Here is a 15,602-nt window from a genome sequence, read left to right on the forward strand (position 1 = left end):
ATATCAACAGGTTATCCACATTTTTCGTAAGCCACTTCTTTTCGCCTCTACCCCTCCATACGCTGAAAGAGGAGGTGAGACGAATGTTGATGTTCAACAGATCGGTGCCACTGGTGTGGCGTTCGTCCTCATGTTTACAAATCGGCATTGACGATCCTGTGCTCATTGATGGTTTGAGCACGGCTGACCGGGAGCTTATCGAGCTCATCAAGATGGGGATATCACCGGAAGTTTTAGCCGACAAAGCATCGCATGTGGGTCTCACCCATGAACGAACAGCGTCACTGTTGAACTTGTTAGAAGAGTCCCAAGCTTTGGTTCCCCGTGTACAGTTACACACCACTCCCGTCACGTATCAGGTCGACGCCGTGGCACACTCACGCCGAGCGAATCCCAGCGAGTTTATGGTGGCGATCAAGAAGCAGAAAGTCGTGTGCGTGGGACCGTTGGCGCCTGAACTTTCCAAGCTTCTGTCTGCGTGTGGGTTCAACGTCACATCTGCCGCATCTTTGCTCCAGGCGAAGGTGCGAGACGGGTCGATTGTGGTTCTTACGTCGGTGTGGGTTCCGGATCTCATGGGAGCCCGCTCGTTACACGATTCAGGGACGCAACATGTGAGTGTCTGTGTACAGCAGGAGCAGGCCGCTGTCACTCACGTGGTCTGCCCCAGTCTCACTCCGTGCATTACGTGCCTAACGCATTACATTATCGATGTCGACGACGAATGGATGACCGGATGGCGTGGTTTACGTGAACAAGCACCTTCTGCCCGCCGGGTAGATCCGTTACTTGCGTGGTCGTCGCTTGTCACGTGCGCACGTGTGCTTCGTGAGTATGTGCTACAAGATTTCACCATCCCGCACACGCAGCGTGTGGATTTGGCAGGCGAAGTGTCTACGTCGGTTGCCCAGTTTCACACCGCGTGCGACTGCCGTGTGGCTCAAGTGCTCGAAGACCTCACGGCTTCGAGTATGTCGTCACCAAACTGACCCAACTTCACTGGGCCAATCCCCGAAATTTGCCCCAACTCATCGAGCGATTGCGGGCGTGCCTGCGCAATCGACATCAACGTTGCCGTGGTGAGCACCATGTATGCAGGTACGTCGAGTTCCCGAGCCGTCTGCGTACGCCATTCCTTGAGCGTAGTCACCATGTTTTCGTCAACGGCCTGACTGCACGCGTGACACACTCTGTTTCGCCGCTCTTGCGCACTCACGAGCGCATTTCCACAGCCGCATGCACGGGTCGACGACGCTCGGGCTTGCTGCCGTCGTTCACGTTGAGTAGGAGTATGGCCCCGCATTTCGCTGATGAACCGAGACGGTTTCCTGGTTGACTGCGCACTTGCCTGACGGGCTTGAGACCAGCTCACAGTCAGCGTGTCTTGTGCTCGCGTCACGGCCACGTAGAACAGTCGCCGTTCTTCAGCCACTGCCAAAGGCGTTGACGCATACGAAATAGGCATGAGTCCTTCTGACATTCCCACAAGATAAACGTGTGGCCACTCCAGACCTTTTGCCGCGTGGACACTGGCCAAGGTGACGCCTTGCACGCTGGGCGCGTGCTGAGCCTCGGCTCGTTGCTCAAGCTCAGCAACAAGCTCACTGAGCGGAACCGGCATGTCGCTGTCCTGTTGCATCTGTTTGGCTAGGTTCACCAAGGCGTTGAGTGACTCCCACCGCGCACGCACTGCACCGTGGACGCGCGGGCCCACTTCTTGCCAACCCAACGTCGTCAACAGATCAGCGACAACCGTATCGAGCTGACCAGTTTTTCCTTGCGACATGTTTGCTCGCAGAAGCGCTCCGGCCTGTCGGATTTCGGGTCGCGCAAAAAACTGCTCGCCGCCACGGACTAAATAGTGGATTCCGTGTTCATCGAGGGCGTGTTCAAAAGCAGGGCTTTGGCCGTTGGTTCTGAAGAGAATCGCGATATCGCTTGCGGGTACCCCACTGCTGATCTGTGTCGCAATACGCTGTGCGACGCCTGTGGCTTCGGAAGCGTCGTCGGGGTATTCGTGGAACGTGGGTGCCACTCCCCCGCTACGTTGTGGCTGTAGAACCATACGGTTCCTGCCCGTGTGGGCAAGCACCTTGTTCGCAGCCTCGACGATGGGCGGTGTGGACCGGTAGTTACGCACTAGCGAAATGGTGCGGGCTTGCGGCAACACGTTGCCTAAGTTCATCAAGTAACTGTCCCGAGCTCCAGCGAACGTGTAGATGGTCTGTGCCGGGTCACCCACGACGCACAGACTGTCACGTTCTCCTAACCAGTTCTTCAACAGTTCGTACTGGATAGGCGAAACGTCTTGGAATTCGTCTACGACGAAGTGCCGATACTGTTGATGAATCTTGGCCGCGATGTGGGGTGTGCTCGCCATGACACCGGAAAGGATCAACAGCACATCTTGATAGTCGATGAGCCGATTGGTGGTTTTGTGGTCGGCGTAGGCGCGCATGATTGCGACCATGGCCGTGGTATCGATTCCGGGCGGGAGTTCACGCGACTGCGCGAACTGCGGATAGTCGTCTATCCCTACAAGGTTCACAGCCGCATATTCCAGCTCCGCGGCGACGTCGCGAATCGTTTCTCGTTCAGGCTCAATGCCCAGCTCTGAAAGGATCCTTCGTAACGGACCAAACTTCCCATCCATGAGTTCAGGAAACGGCCCTTGCGCGAATTCCGACCAAAAGTACCGCAACTGTCTAAGTGCTGCGGAGTGAAACGTGCGCGCTTGAACCTGAGGAACACCCAATCCACGGAGCCGGGAACGCATTTCGCCCGCCGCTTTCGCGGTAAACGTCAGCGCAAGAACATGCTGAGCCGGCAATTGCCCAGTGTGGGCACCGTAGGCAATCCGGTGTGTAATGGCGCGTGTCTTACCCGTTCCAGCCCCAGCGAGCACAACGAGCGGTCCACCATCGTGGGTAACGACTTCACGCTGTTCAGGGTCGAGGTTTTCGAGTAGTTCGCTCACGCACTCATCCACCTCTCAAGCATTTGCCCCGCAATAGACACTTGTCCGGGGACAGATACTGCCCCCGCTTCGATTTCCTGTTGCAGCTCATCGCGAGTAAACCAGCGCACTGTCCGCATTTCATCAAAGTCAGCACACGCGTCACGGGACTGCGCGCGGGCAAAGAACCCCAACATCAGCGAACATGGAAACGGCCACGGTTGCGACCCCACATACACTGGGTCTTCGCAGATCACACCCGCTTCCTCACGGACTTCCCTCACCACCGCAGCTTCAAGCGTTTCACCTGGTTCGACAAATCCCGCGAGCAGTGAGTACCGCCCTTTTGGCCACATGACATTGTTGCCAAGCAAGATCCGTTCGGTCCCGTCGTGGTCAGTGTGAATGACCGCCATGATGACGGCAGGGTCGGTCCGGGGAAAGTGTTCGCTGCCCGTGGTGGTGTCGGTGCGTACCCATCCCCCCGCCGAGGTCGTCGTGGGCTTCCCATTACGCGGTGAGTGAGTGTGGGTACGGTGCCAGTTGCCCACCGCGACGAGGGCCGTAGCCAATCCGGTGTCTGTTTCCGAAAGGTCCAATGCGATGGCCCTTAAGTCAAACCACACGGGGTCCGTCACATGAATGCTCTGGGCCGGCGCGTCCAAGTAGTCCTCAGCGGACGTCCCCGGCCGGTTAAGGTGTTTGTCGACACGGGTCTTCGTTTCATCGTCAATTTCAATTCCCACGACGTCGCCCGCACCCGTTTCGCCCAGGTAGATCCGGGTTCCAGTCATGGCGAGCTGCTCGACGTCAGCGGCCGAGAACCGGTGCAGACCACCCGAGGACACCAGCAGATAACCGCGGTGCGAACACACTATGCGGGTACGCGACCGGGCCAGCACCTCGGTCAACGAACCATCTGCACCACGCGCACGGTGGTTCCTCCACACATCGGAGCGCGCGAGACTCGCGGGAGTAATCGTGTACGAGTTCTTCATTGTGCGCTCCTTTCAATCCACGGTGTGGTACCTGTTGTGTTCAACCCTAGCGAAAGGGTCTGACACACCTTTTCGGCACAGCGTGATCGCTCGCAGGTGCGGGTACATTGGAAGAGTGGATACGGTATACCTTCGCATGATTGCAGCGGCCCATTCGATCCTCGAGAAGTTCACTCCAGACAAGTGGATGCCTCTGGACGATCCGCGAGGACCCCGATTGCTGATGTCGCAAGGTGACACCTCGTACACAGTGTCCCTGTGGGATGAAAAGCAGGCCGTAGACGCAGGTGCCAGCGATGTCGCTTCGGCAGTTTTGCGATCGGTCCTGCCCAAAGACGCTCCGTTTACCGTTCCACGCACAGTTGTTTCGCAGTCTTTTTCCGCCGGTGAGCTCACAGATACCCGCGCCACTCTGGTCGTCGCGGACCCGTTGCCCGGCATCCCCGTGTCGACCCAAGATTTTGTCGAGCAACCCTCGCTCATCGAATCGCTCGCGCGTACCCTGGCCATCTTGCACAGTTGCGATGCTGGCGCAGTTGCCGACTCAGGGCTGGTAGCAAAGGAACCGCAGGAGACTCGCGAACAGCTTTTGGACAACCTTGACCGAGCGGCAGGCACTCGCAAGGTACCTACCCCGCTTTTGGAGAGGTGGGAGCGGGTGCTGGAGACCGCCTCGGCGTGGCACTTCCTTCCCGCCCCCATCCACGACGCAATCGACGTAGACGCTCTTCGCTGCGACGGCGCACAGATCGTCGCCCTCACCGATGTTCACCGCCTTCGCGTGGGCGACCCCGCCGTAGACCTCGCGGCTGCGGGCGCGCTCCTGTCCCCCAACAGCTTTGAAGAGTTCCTCGAGCACTACGCCACGCACCGGGAAGTCGACGACCCCGGTCTGCGTCAGCGCATCGACCTGATGAACGAATTTGTCATGGTGGAGCTTCTTTTGACTGCGATCGACAGCGGTGACGCGCAAAGCGTGGATGAGGCTGCGCACATGTTGCGGGATTTCGCCGAGGTCGTTGCCCCTGACGAGGTGACACACCGCCCCGCTGAGGCAGATGAGTTCCGCCCCGCAAGTGCGGGAGTCGCTGTCAGCGGCACCGACAGCGACAGTGCCGAAAACGTTGCCACCACCGACATTTCCACGGACGCTCCCACGTTTGTTCCGTCGGTGGGCACGGCGGATCGTCCCGCTGTCGATCCCACTGCCGACCCTGACGACGAGGACTCTATCCCCACCAACCGGATCGACACATAGGGGCCCTTCAGCGTTTACGGTGCTTGGTCGAGAATTCCCTCGATGTCGAGACTGGGCAGGGTATCTGGCGCGAATGTCTCGTCACTTCCTACGAAGTAAAACTCCGCACCCACCTCGCATCCTGCGTATTCCGGTAACTTCTGGACCGCTTGAACGTAGATCGCGAGCTGCGTGGCCATGGTGTCCAGAATCTCCGCTGAAGGCTTCTTACCCGTCTTCCAGTCGACGACCGTGACGCGATCGCCGTCTTTAAAGACAGCGTCGATCTTGCCGGGCACCTTGCGCCCGCCCAGCTCCAGCTCAAACGGCAGCTCAACTGCGTGCGGTACCCGGTTGGCATAGTTCGACCCTTCAAATGTGGAAACGAGCGAGTCGAATCGTTTCTGCACACGCTGTGGAAGAGCTTTCCGCATGTGGGCTTCGTGAATGTCGGTCAGGGCCGACTGCCCATAGTGCTGTTCGACCCACGCGTGAAAAGCGGTTCCCAGCGCCGCGTATTCACTGGGTTCTTGCGGCATTGGACGCTGGACTTCACGCATATACGCGTCTGCGTCCGCACGGTACTTTACAACGTCGGTGGTGGACATGCGCTGTGGAGTCCGAGGTGGTTGTGGCCTTGCGTCGCTCATGATCTTCTGAACACGGGCGACAACCCGGTGGAAACCCTCATCGCCGGAGTCCGGCGTGGCGCTGAGGTCCAGTGGCGCTTGTTGGCGAACAAAATCACGTGTGCGACTCTGCTTCTTTTGCTCCGTTTCAGAGATCACGGCCGGCCATTGCACTTCAACTGGAGTGTTCTCCGGAGCTTCCGCATCGCATTCTGGGATCTCGATGTTTGCTCCTGCTTGGTTGAGCACAGTAATCGCTTCGGTCAAGAAGGGCGAAAGCTGATTAGCCGACTTGCGGTGTCCCCAGTAGCTCGCGCCCAACCACAGTTGTTGTTTTGCGCGTGTGACTGCAACGTATGCCAAACGCCTTTCTTGCCGCCGGTGATAAAGACTAATCTGGTCTCTCAGCGGTAGCTCAGAGTGTCCGACGTTCGAAGCGTCGAAAAAATCTTCAATGTCTTCTTTGTCTGCTTGAGTTTCGTCGAACAGGTTCTTCATATCCGACACTGAGGTGTGTGCCCTCTGCGCTAAATCCAGGCGTGGAAGTTTCGTGGCATCACCACGCAATGGATATGGAAGTTCACCCACGGCAAGCCATGCCCTGTAGCTCCGAGGCTTAGTAGGCAGGTCTCCCGTTGTGAGGAACGGAAGTGCCACCGCGTCGAACTCCAAACCTTTTGAGGCATGCACAGTCATGATGGTCACAGCTGATGGATCCAGTGACTCAGGTGGCGACGATATGGCGTCGTGTTCGTTCGCCAGTTCAAGCCAGGCCAGGACTGCAGTCATGCTAGCCATGGGATTGCGTGCGACGTAGCTGGATACCGCCGAGACGAATGTATCGATGTTTGCTCGGTGCGAATCAGCTCGTTCCGTAGGCAATGACGCTAGCTCATAGGACAGATCAAACACTCGGATGATTGTGCGAATCATGTGGATGACTCCCCCATGGTTCTTGCGTACATCGCGGAGCTTGTGTGCCAAGCTACGCAACCTCACATTGGCTGCCTCTGATAGTTCCGCATACTCACGGTTAGCAAAGCTGTCGACGCATTCGACCGCTGTCAGCGGAGTCGCCGAGGCTTCAGCGTTTGCGTTCTTTACAAGTGAGTTGAATGCCCGGAGATCGTGGGCGCCTAATGTGCAGACTCGTCCCGTTAGAAGACGCATCAGGTGTTCCACAGCGTGAGGATCGGAAGCCACGTTGAGGATAGCAACGATATCGGCGACAAACGGATCGTCCATTCCACCACCGTCGCCCACAACCTGCACATCGAGTCCTGCAGCGGTCAGGGCCTGAGCCACCGGGGCAAAGTGCATGCGTTTGCGGACCAGAACGGCACGGTGGCCTTCGCGATCGCGCATCCATTCGACCAGGTTTTCCAATTGGTCGCTCACATACGTGGGGTGAGCTTTCCCTTGTGTCACGCTCACTTCAATGTTCCCCAGCGGTGACGTGACTTCGTTGTTTACTGTGATGGGTTTAAGGCGTGTGTCTTCTGAGTCTTCTGGAAGCCGCCCTGCGACCGCGTTGGCGACGGCGAGAACTCGCTGCGAGTTTCTAAAGCTGGTGGTCATTGTGAATGACGCAGTATCATGCCCGGGGCTCGCAAAGTCGCACGGGAACCCTTCGATATTCAGTTCGGATGCTCCACGCCATGCATAGATTGACTGGCGCGGGTCGCCCACAGCGGTAATGGGAAGGCCAGCGAACAGGGTCTTCAACATTTTGACCTGACTGTCGGAGGTGTCCTGGTACTCATCAAGAAACACCACTTTCCATTTAGCGCGTTCGCTTTGAACGATGTTCGGGTCGGCCTTCATTGCTTGATATGCAAACGACACTTGATCAGAGAACTGCATTGCGCGCTTTTCTTTCTTTAGCGCAGCGAACGCGCCCAGAAGGTGCGCGAGTCGTTTCTTGTTCCGCACATCAGCAATTGCAGGACAGATCCCGAGGGTCTCCAGGAGAGTGAAAACTTGTTCTGTGACATCTTCTGGCCAGAGCCGGCCAGGCGCGTCAAGGTAGGAGGCTGTTAGTTCCCGTAAGAAACTGCTGTAGTCTTCTTTCTCTTGTGCACCGATGCTTCGCTTGTTCTTGATTGTCGCTATGCAGTCGTCAATAAACTCACTGTTAAGGAATGCGTAGAGACACCGGTTCAGATACGTGATGATGTCTTCAGGCGCACACAAGTGCTCATTGGCTTGGCCGGCAAGGTGGATGAGTTCCTTGACCAGGCTCGACCGCGATTTTCCTGGCGGGATGAAGTCTGGGTGAGCGGTTGCAACGACCTGATCTGCTAGTTCAATAGCACTGGCGTCGTCAAGGACTTGGGTATCTGGTTCGACCCCAATCGTGGCTCCGTACTCACTGGCCAAACCAGATGCAAAAGAGTTGTACGTCTGAATGGTAGGCATCTCGGTGCTTGGCGCAGTGTTTGTGTTCTTGGAGCGGAACTTGTCGAAGTGAGACGAAATTTTCTCGCTCATTTCACCGGCTGCCTTATTCGTAAACGTGAGCCCAATAATTTGTTGGGGTTCCACGAGTCCATTTGCAACCAGGTAGAGCACGCGTTGAGACACCACCGTGGTTTTGCCTGACCCGGCCCCCGCGATAGTAATTCCTGGCGTGAGGTCAGCCTCGATGATTCTGCGTTGTTCTTCGGTAGGGCTAGGTAAATCCAGAATCTGTGCAAGATCCGTGGCAGTGTATTTCATGATTCCTCACTTTCGCCCAGTGCAAATGCTGGGCAGGACTGAGTAAACGCACATGTGCGACACGCTTCATCCGACGGTGTGGCGGTAAACGTGTGTGTGCGTGCTGAACGAACCAAGTTCTCAATCGTTTCGACGGTTGTGTCATACACGTCGGTACCCCGTATGGACTTCTGTTCACGCACATTCGAAGGAGTTTTGCCTTTGCCTGCCGATTTGCGAGGGTAGACTAGTTCACCGCCTGCGCTCTGGGTAATGCCTCGAATGGGCTTGCCGTCATCGATGAAAGTAGCTGAGCCTGATTCGATCGCAACTTGGTACGTTGCGAGTTGTGGATTCTCTTGAACACTGTTTTTAGACGGAATCGTCTTACCAGTTTTAAAGTCGACGATGTATGCGGCCCCGTCCGAGGTTTTTTCCAAACGGTCAATCCGCCCGCTCACCCGCGCCGGCCCTAACGGCACATCGAGGTCAGACCTGACAACGACCTCGGCGGCCACAAACCCTTTATCCTCACGTTTCTTAAGGTACTCGTTCAGGTTCTCAACCGTGGCACATCCATCGGCATATTCGCGTTGGCATTCCCATTCGGAATCGAAGCTGAACTCCTGAAACTTCTCATCGAAGAGACTCAGCATGTCAGCAAGTCCCCCGTGTGGATACGTCTGTGCGATTTCGTGGATGAGATTACCGAACGCCTGCGGGTATGTGTCGATGGTCTGCGACGCGTTCTGGTTGAAGAACCACTTGAGCGGACACTGGGCATACGTTTCTACTTGTGACGGAGAAATGCGCACCGGCTCGTGAGCTGGAAGCACCGGAAGTTCAGAACTGGGGCTGAGCCACCACGTGTTGGGGTCTGCTGCCCCCACCCCGGAGCTGTGCAGGGCTTGAAGTAACTGTGCCCATGGTCGTGCAGCATCTTCGTCGCCTTCTTCAAGCGCTTGGTTCACCTGCAAGCGGGCGTAACCAGCGATTTCGCTCAGCGTGCTGGGCAATACATCTGGTTTCTCTGCCCAATATTGGGACGTCCACTCCATGCCTTGAATAGCTGTAAAAAGAGGACTGGGGAGCTCACCATGCCCGTTGATCGCAACCACCACAGCTTGAGTGCGCGCACGGCTGAGAGCAGCGATAAACAGCTTGACTTCGTCGCGAATAGTTTCGCGGCGCCTGACGAGGAAGTCGTGTTGTGAAAAGTTGTCCGCAGACAGCTCTTCCTGCGACGCAGGGTCTTTGAGTGCCCGTATCAACTGTGGGGTCTTGAAAATGGTTCCGCGAACAGTGGGGTTTGGCCATACGCCTTCTTGTACGTCAGTCACGATCACCGTGTCGAAACTGGTGTGGGCAACGCCTGCGGGTGTCGTGACCGTGACGATGTCGTTGAGCGCCGTGTGCGCCAAGGAGTCTTGCGCAAATTTCTGCGACATGACTTTCATGGCAAAGTCACGCCCTTTCACCTGACCCGTTGCGCCTTCGTTGAGCTTGTCAGCTAACGCAAGTAACCGGATCACGGAATCGAGGTAGGCAGAATGATGGCCGGAGGGGTTGCGTAGAGCTTTTTCCTGCCACTCATGGGCAACCCCTGCTGCATTCCACACTTCCCACACGGCGTACTGCGCTAGTTCGTCTGCTGATTTCTTTGCCGCTTCCACCATGCGCTTGGCGCGTTCTACCGGAGCTGGGAGATCTTGCGTTGTTTCAAGTGCCCACTCCATGAGTGTCTCGAGCGGACCTTCTAGACCTGATAACTGGGTGAGTTCACGTTGCAATGAGCGAAGTGTGAGAACGTCAAGTCCCCCATACGCCCCAGTCACGCAAGCGGTTGCGACCTGGGGCCAATCTGCAGAATCCGGGCTCAGACTCAAGACTTGAAGAAGCGGCAACGTGGCCGGATCGCTTCCCAAAGCACGGGCGGGTGTCCGCACCGGAATTCCAGATGCGGCCAGTTCTTCGCTCAACTGCGCAGCTGAGGAGGCGCGACGTGTCACAACCGCGATGTCGGCAAACGGCACACCATTTTGGTGACGGTCATAAATCATTGCGGCGATTTTGCGCGCGGCGTTCGACCCAGACGAACACTCACACGTAAACACCTGGGACGATCCTTCCGCGCTTCCCTGAGGCGCCATGTATCCCAGCGCGTGGATGGGATCGGCTGAGCTACGCATGAGTGAATCAACAGTGCGAGTAATGGCCCCTGCCCCACGAATGTTGCAGTCGTGTGGGTCTAAAACAATGTCCGTGCGGACCCCGAGCTGATGACGCCCTGCAAAAACGTCGCCGCTTCCACCACGGAAACTCTGGGTTGCTGAATCGGGTGAACATGTGAATGCAAAACACACGCCGCGTTGATACAAGGCGCGCAGGAATCCCAAGGCTGAGTCGGGAAAGTCCTGGACACTGTCGCACAAGATCCATGCCGGAAGTATTTCTGGCGCAAAATCCCACGTACTTCCCGGGACGACGCTCGATTCTTCAACAATGTGCTTCGCCTTGGTAAACACCGCCGAGGTGTCTACCGCACCGTCTCCCCAATAGGTGAGAAGCTCCTCGTACTCGCGACCAATAAAGGAGAGCACTTCCCATTCGGGCCGGTTGTGGATGCGGGCGAGCTCAATGATGTGGTCATAGGAGAAGTCGTGGCCCATGATCTCCGAAATCGAGTCACGCAACTGGGTTCGAAATACATCAGTGTGTGCGAGTTCGGTGGTCATCGACGTGGTCCACGTGGGCCCCGCGACTGTTCCGTCAAAGTACCCTTGGAGCTGCTCAGTTAAACGCACGTCTTGATCTGCACCTGAAATGAACAACGCCGGGACTCCGGTGGTTGTTGCCGTGTGCGCAGCGACAATGCCAAAAGCATAAGAGTGAACCGAACGTGCAGTTGCGGATGAGCGGACAGGAGACTTCAGCTCATCTCGCAAAACGTCTGCGTGTTCACGGTTGGGAGTGAGCGCAAGCACAGAGTCGGCGTTCCTACTTTCTGCCAAACGCGCGAAACTGTCCTTCACCACTGTGCTTTTGCCTGACCCTGGAACTCCCACAACTCCTATGGAATCTCCACGGCTTAGACCCTCGACGACAGCGTCAGTGGCAGTGCGTAGGCTCAAAAATTCCTTCATGTAACCATTCCAACACGAGGCACTGACACAGTTGGCACGTGCGTCAACTAAACTTGCGCGTATGACCTCCCAAAAACGCATGCCCCGCGCGCAACGCCGAAACCAAGTCCTAAGTGTTGCAACTGAGGTTTTCGCTCGTCAGGGCTATCACGCGACGTCGATGGACAACATCGCACTCGAAGCGGGAGTGTCGAAGCCCATTCTTTACCAGCACTTCGAGTCCAAGCACGACCTGTTCACCACGATCATGGACAAGTCAATCGAAGAGCTGGCTCACCGCCTCACCACAACGTTAGACACGGTCGACAGCCGTGAAGACCGTGTTCACCAGACGTTTTACGGCTACTTTGAGTTCGTCAAAGAAAACCGTGATGCCTTCATCATCATGTCGCGCAACAGCAGTGAACTTAGCGATGCGCGGACTCGCTGGAGTCGCGCTGTGGATACCTACGTTCAGATCATCGCGGATTCCATCCAAGAGCGAAACAATCTAGGCGAAGTCCAGGCGTATGTTATGGGTCGTGCAATCGCAGGCATGGCCGAACAAGCCTCGCAAGTGTGCATCGACTATGACGACGTAGACATCGAAGAAGTCGCTCGCCTCACCGCCAAAATGGCTTTCGAAGGTTTGACGGGTGTCGAAAGAGCACAGTTTGCACTGACCTCTGAGCCCGCCCCAAGCGAGCGCTCATCCTAAATCCATTCCGGTTACACTAACTCACATGGAAATTAAGATCGGAATTCGCCAGTCCAACCGTGAACTCACTGTCGATGTTGACTCCAGCATCGAAGACATCACCGCGCAGGTCAACGAGGCTATTGCGCAGGGAACTGTGCTTACGCTCAAGGACTCGAAAAACCGCACCGTCCTGGTTCCCGCTCAGTCCCTTGCGTACATCGAAGCCGGTTCAGAAACGGCTCACCGCGTGGGATTCGGAATCGGCTAGAACTGGCCACAACGTCAACCACCAGTTCAGACACTCAGTCAGGTCACGCCACCAAACCGATTGCGCTCATGCGGCGTGAGTGCCCCGTGAGGGCACTCTGCCAGGCCTTCGCATCCAGGTGCTTACGGTCAGTCGTGAGCTCTACGATGTCCGTGAGACGCTTACCCGTCTCAACCACCAATTTGCGACCCCACAGGGCTAAGCGCGAACCCAAAATCTCCTGATCACTGATGAGTTCCCCAAGGCGCTCGCGCAACAGTTCTTCGCGACGTGTATCATCTAACACGGCGGTGATGACGTTTTTACTGTCCGCATCGAGTGCCGGATGAGAGCATTTCGCATAGTCCCTCAACAGTCCGTCGTGGACGTAGGACTTCATGAGACTCTCGTGCCAATCCTTTGGTTGTGTGCGTTCGTTGAATGCAGTTAAAGACGGCGCCCTCTCTTCCATGAGTGCCAGCGCATCGCCACCTAACTGTCCGATGCGTTCCACGAGCGCTTCGAAGTGGTTGAGCGCGTAACCGCTCACGCGAGAAAGCTCGACTGTGTCTCGTACGTGAGGAGCGAACTGCGCATCCGTTGCGGTGCTTTGGAAGACGGACAGTTCATATAGAGCCAGAGTGGCCAGGATCGCGGTCGGGGCGTCGTTGTGCATGTCCCTAGCCTAACCGCACAGTAAATCCCCTGGCACACATGACAATGAGGACTTTTGTGACACAAGAAACCTTTGCTGACCTGGGTGTTGAGTCGCCCATCGTCGAATCGCTGACGAACGCCGGCATTACACACCCATTCCCCATCCAAGCATTGACCCTTCCCGTGGCGCTGACTGGCGCAGACATTATTGGTCAGGCGAAAACCGGAACTGGAAAGACGCTGGGCTTTGGTATTCCACTTTTGCAGCGCGTTTTGAGCGACCAGTCCCGTGAACAGGGGCGTGCGCCGCGCGCCCTCGTCGTTGTCCCTACCCGTGAGCTGGCGCACCAGGTTGCTGATGACCTGCGCGTGGCTTCACGGACTTTCTCGCCATCGATTGTCACCATTTACGGCGGTAAGGATTTTGAACCGCAGATTCGTGCTCTCAAAGAAGGGGCCGATGTCGTTGTAGGTACTCCCGGACGTCTCCTGGATCTGTATGGGCGTCGAGTACTCAACTTTTCGCAGATCTCTACCGCGGTCTTTGACGAGGCCGACGAAATGCTGGACCTGGGCTTCCTCCCCGATGTCGAAAAGATCGTGGCTGCCCTCCCCGCTCGACGTCAGACCATGCTGTTTTCAGCGACCATGCCCGGTCAGGTGATTGCACTCGCACGTCGTTACATGTCGCAACCCACCCACATCCGTGCCACGCAGGCGTCCGACACTTCAACGACCTCGGTCAATACCAAACAGCACGTCTACCGCGCCCACTCCATGGACAAGACCGAGCTGGTAGGACGTATCTTGCGGGCCGACGGCCGCGGACGCACCATTATCTTCGCCCGCACCAAGCGCACCGCCGACCGTCTGGCCGACGAACTCAAGGACCGTGGCTTCCAGGCACAGGCGCTCCACGGGGACCTCAACCAGCACCTGCGCGAAAAGGCGCTCAAACGGTTCCGTGATGGCACCACCGACGTGCTCGTCGCGACCGACGTAGCAGCGCGCGGAATCGACATTGACGACGTCACCCACGTCATTAACTACCAGTGTCCAGAAGACGACAAGACGTACGTTCACCGCATTGGACGTACGGGACGCGCTGGCAACACCGGTATCGCTGTCACTCTCATCGACTGGGAAGACGTCGCAAAGTGGAAGCTCATCAACCGCACGCTGGGCCTTGACTTCGACGACCCGGTGGAAACGTATTCGACGTCACCACACCTGTTCAGCGACCTCAACATTGCCAAGGGCACAAAAGGTCGCATGCCGCGTGCCAAGGAGTCGGACGAAAAGGGTTCCAACTCTCAATCGCCTGCTAAGGGCCGTTCGGGGCGGGGCAGCGCCCCCAAGCGGAAACCGCGCGCCCAGAAACGACCTCGGCGCCGGACCCGAGGTGGCAAGCCCACCCAGCGCACCCAGACTGACCACGCCCAGCCCACCAAGGCGGACGACTAAGCGCACAAGCACCGCTTTAGACCACCAGATCTACCCCGTGCGCGCGTTCTACAATGCGTTCGAGCATGTGTGGACTGGTGGTGTTTTCGGCCAGCTTGTTTGGTTTTCCTGCGCCGTGGTAATCGCTTGAACCGGTGACAATCAGCCCGTGGTCTTGGGCACGTTCACGCAACTTTTCACGTTCAACTAGAGGGTTGTCACGGTGGTCGATTTCTAGGCCGTCGAGTCCCGCTTCGATGATGGCACGCATACCGGAGTCAGGAACGACCTTCCCACGCGAGCTGGCTGCCGGGTGCGCAAACACTGCAACACCTCCGGCTTCATGGATCATGTCAATGGCGTCAATAGGTGAAATCACCGGCATGGACACGTAGTAGGGGCTGTCGCGGTGCAGGAGCGTGGCGAAGGCTTCAGAACGATCCCCAGCAATCCCCTGATGGACCAGGGCGTCAGCGATATGTGGACGACCAACAGTCGCACCCTCCCCCACATGTTGGGACACGTGCTCCCAGGTGATAGGGAAATCGGCACTCAACAGGTCAACGATCTTGCGTGTCCGGGTGACTCGGGCCGCGCGAATCTTTTCCGTCTCAGCTGTCAGGCGAGCGCCCTGGGGATTGTGCAGGTAGCTGAGCATGTGTACGCTCACACCTTCGTAGCGACACGACACCTCCATGCCACGCACCAAGTGAACGCCATTCGTTCGAGCGGCGTCCGTCGCTTCGTCCCACCCTGCGACCGTGTCGTGGTCGGTGAGTCCTATCGTCGTCACACCACTCGCAGATGCGTGGGCAAGCAACTCCTGGGGTGTCTGCGTGCCGTCGGAAAAAGCGGAGTGAGTGTGCAGATCGATCATGCTCAAAGTCTAGTGCCCATGTGAGACCAACGGCGTGGA

General features: G+C 57.1%; 11 protein-coding genes. 5 read left to right on the plus strand and 6 right to left on the minus strand.

Annotation, left to right across the window (positions count from 1 at the left end):
• Nucleotides 1–83 precede the first annotated feature (83 nt).
• Nucleotides 84–989 carry a hypothetical protein gene (locus JOE56_RS01455; RefSeq protein WP_204514509.1) on the plus strand — a complete coding sequence of 302 codons (906 nt, stop codon included), beginning with the start codon at nucleotides 84–86 and terminating at the stop codon, nucleotides 987–989.
• Here the strand turns inward: JOE56_RS01455 and JOE56_RS01460 are convergent.
• Entirely contained in the window at nucleotides 941–2,977 is a 2,037-nt protein-coding gene (locus JOE56_RS01460) for a UvrD-helicase domain-containing protein (protein WP_204514510.1), read from the minus strand. The genes JOE56_RS01455 and JOE56_RS01460 overlap by 49 nt on opposite strands.
• Entirely contained in the window at nucleotides 2,974–3,954 is a 981-nt protein-coding gene (nudC, locus tag JOE56_RS01465) for an NAD(+) diphosphatase (RefSeq protein WP_204514511.1), read from the minus strand. Before nudC ends, JOE56_RS01460 begins: the two co-directional genes overlap by 4 nt.
• Nucleotides 3,955–4,069: 115 nt before the next feature.
• Here nudC and JOE56_RS01470 point away from each other — a divergent pair, with 115 nt between their 5' ends.
• Nucleotides 4,070–5,212: a phosphotransferase gene (locus JOE56_RS01470; protein WP_204514512.1), complete on the plus strand. Its 1,143-nt coding sequence runs from the start codon at nucleotides 4,070–4,072 to the stop codon at nucleotides 5,210–5,212.
• A gap of 14 nt (nucleotides 5,213–5,226) precedes the next feature.
• On the opposite strand, the gene JOE56_RS01475 is transcribed toward JOE56_RS01470, so the two are convergent.
• Nucleotides 5,227–8,538: an ATP-dependent DNA helicase gene (locus JOE56_RS01475; protein WP_204514513.1), complete on the minus strand. Its 3,312-nt coding sequence runs from the start codon at nucleotides 8,536–8,538 to the stop codon at nucleotides 5,227–5,229.
• Nucleotides 8,535–11,660, minus strand: a complete 3,126-nt coding sequence (locus JOE56_RS01480; protein WP_204514514.1) for a PD-(D/E)XK nuclease family protein — start codon at nucleotides 11,658–11,660, stop codon at nucleotides 8,535–8,537. The genes JOE56_RS01475 and JOE56_RS01480 overlap by 4 nt, the downstream gene beginning before the upstream one ends.
• Nucleotides 11,661–11,721: 61 nt before the next feature.
• Here JOE56_RS01480 and JOE56_RS01485 point away from each other — a divergent pair, with 61 nt between their 5' ends.
• Entirely contained in the window at nucleotides 11,722–12,357 is a 636-nt protein-coding gene (locus JOE56_RS01485; RefSeq protein WP_204514515.1) for a TetR/AcrR family transcriptional regulator, read from the plus strand.
• A 25-nt stretch (nucleotides 12,358–12,382) separates the two neighbouring features.
• A complete protein-coding gene (locus tag JOE56_RS01490; RefSeq protein ID WP_204514516.1) occupies nucleotides 12,383–12,607 on the plus strand; it encodes a DUF3107 domain-containing protein in 225 nt (74 codons plus the stop codon).
• Nucleotides 12,608–12,650: 43 nt separating this feature from the next.
• On the opposite strand, the gene JOE56_RS01495 is transcribed toward JOE56_RS01490, so the two are convergent.
• The gene (locus tag JOE56_RS01495) at nucleotides 12,651–13,262 is read right to left on the minus strand and encodes a ferritin-like fold-containing protein (protein ID WP_204514517.1); all 612 of its coding nucleotides are present in this window, start codon (nucleotides 13,260–13,262) and stop codon (nucleotides 12,651–12,653) included.
• A gap of 44 nt (nucleotides 13,263–13,306) precedes the next feature.
• Here JOE56_RS01495 and JOE56_RS01500 point away from each other — a divergent pair, with 44 nt between their 5' ends.
• Nucleotides 13,307–14,707, plus strand: coding sequence for a DEAD/DEAH box helicase (locus tag JOE56_RS01500; protein WP_204516040.1), 1,401 nt, complete (start codon nucleotides 13,307–13,309; stop codon nucleotides 14,705–14,707).
• Nucleotides 14,708–14,723: 16 nt separating this feature from the next.
• On the opposite strand, the gene JOE56_RS01505 is transcribed toward JOE56_RS01500, so the two are convergent.
• Nucleotides 14,724–15,563, minus strand: coding sequence for a PHP domain-containing protein (locus JOE56_RS01505; protein ID WP_204514518.1), 840 nt, complete (start codon nucleotides 15,561–15,563; stop codon nucleotides 14,724–14,726).
• Nucleotides 15,564–15,602 lie beyond the last annotated feature (39 nt).

It is taken from the genome of Brevibacterium paucivorans (assembly GCF_016907735.1).
Lineage (GTDB): Bacteria > Actinomycetota > Actinomycetes > Actinomycetales > Brevibacteriaceae > Brevibacterium > Brevibacterium paucivorans.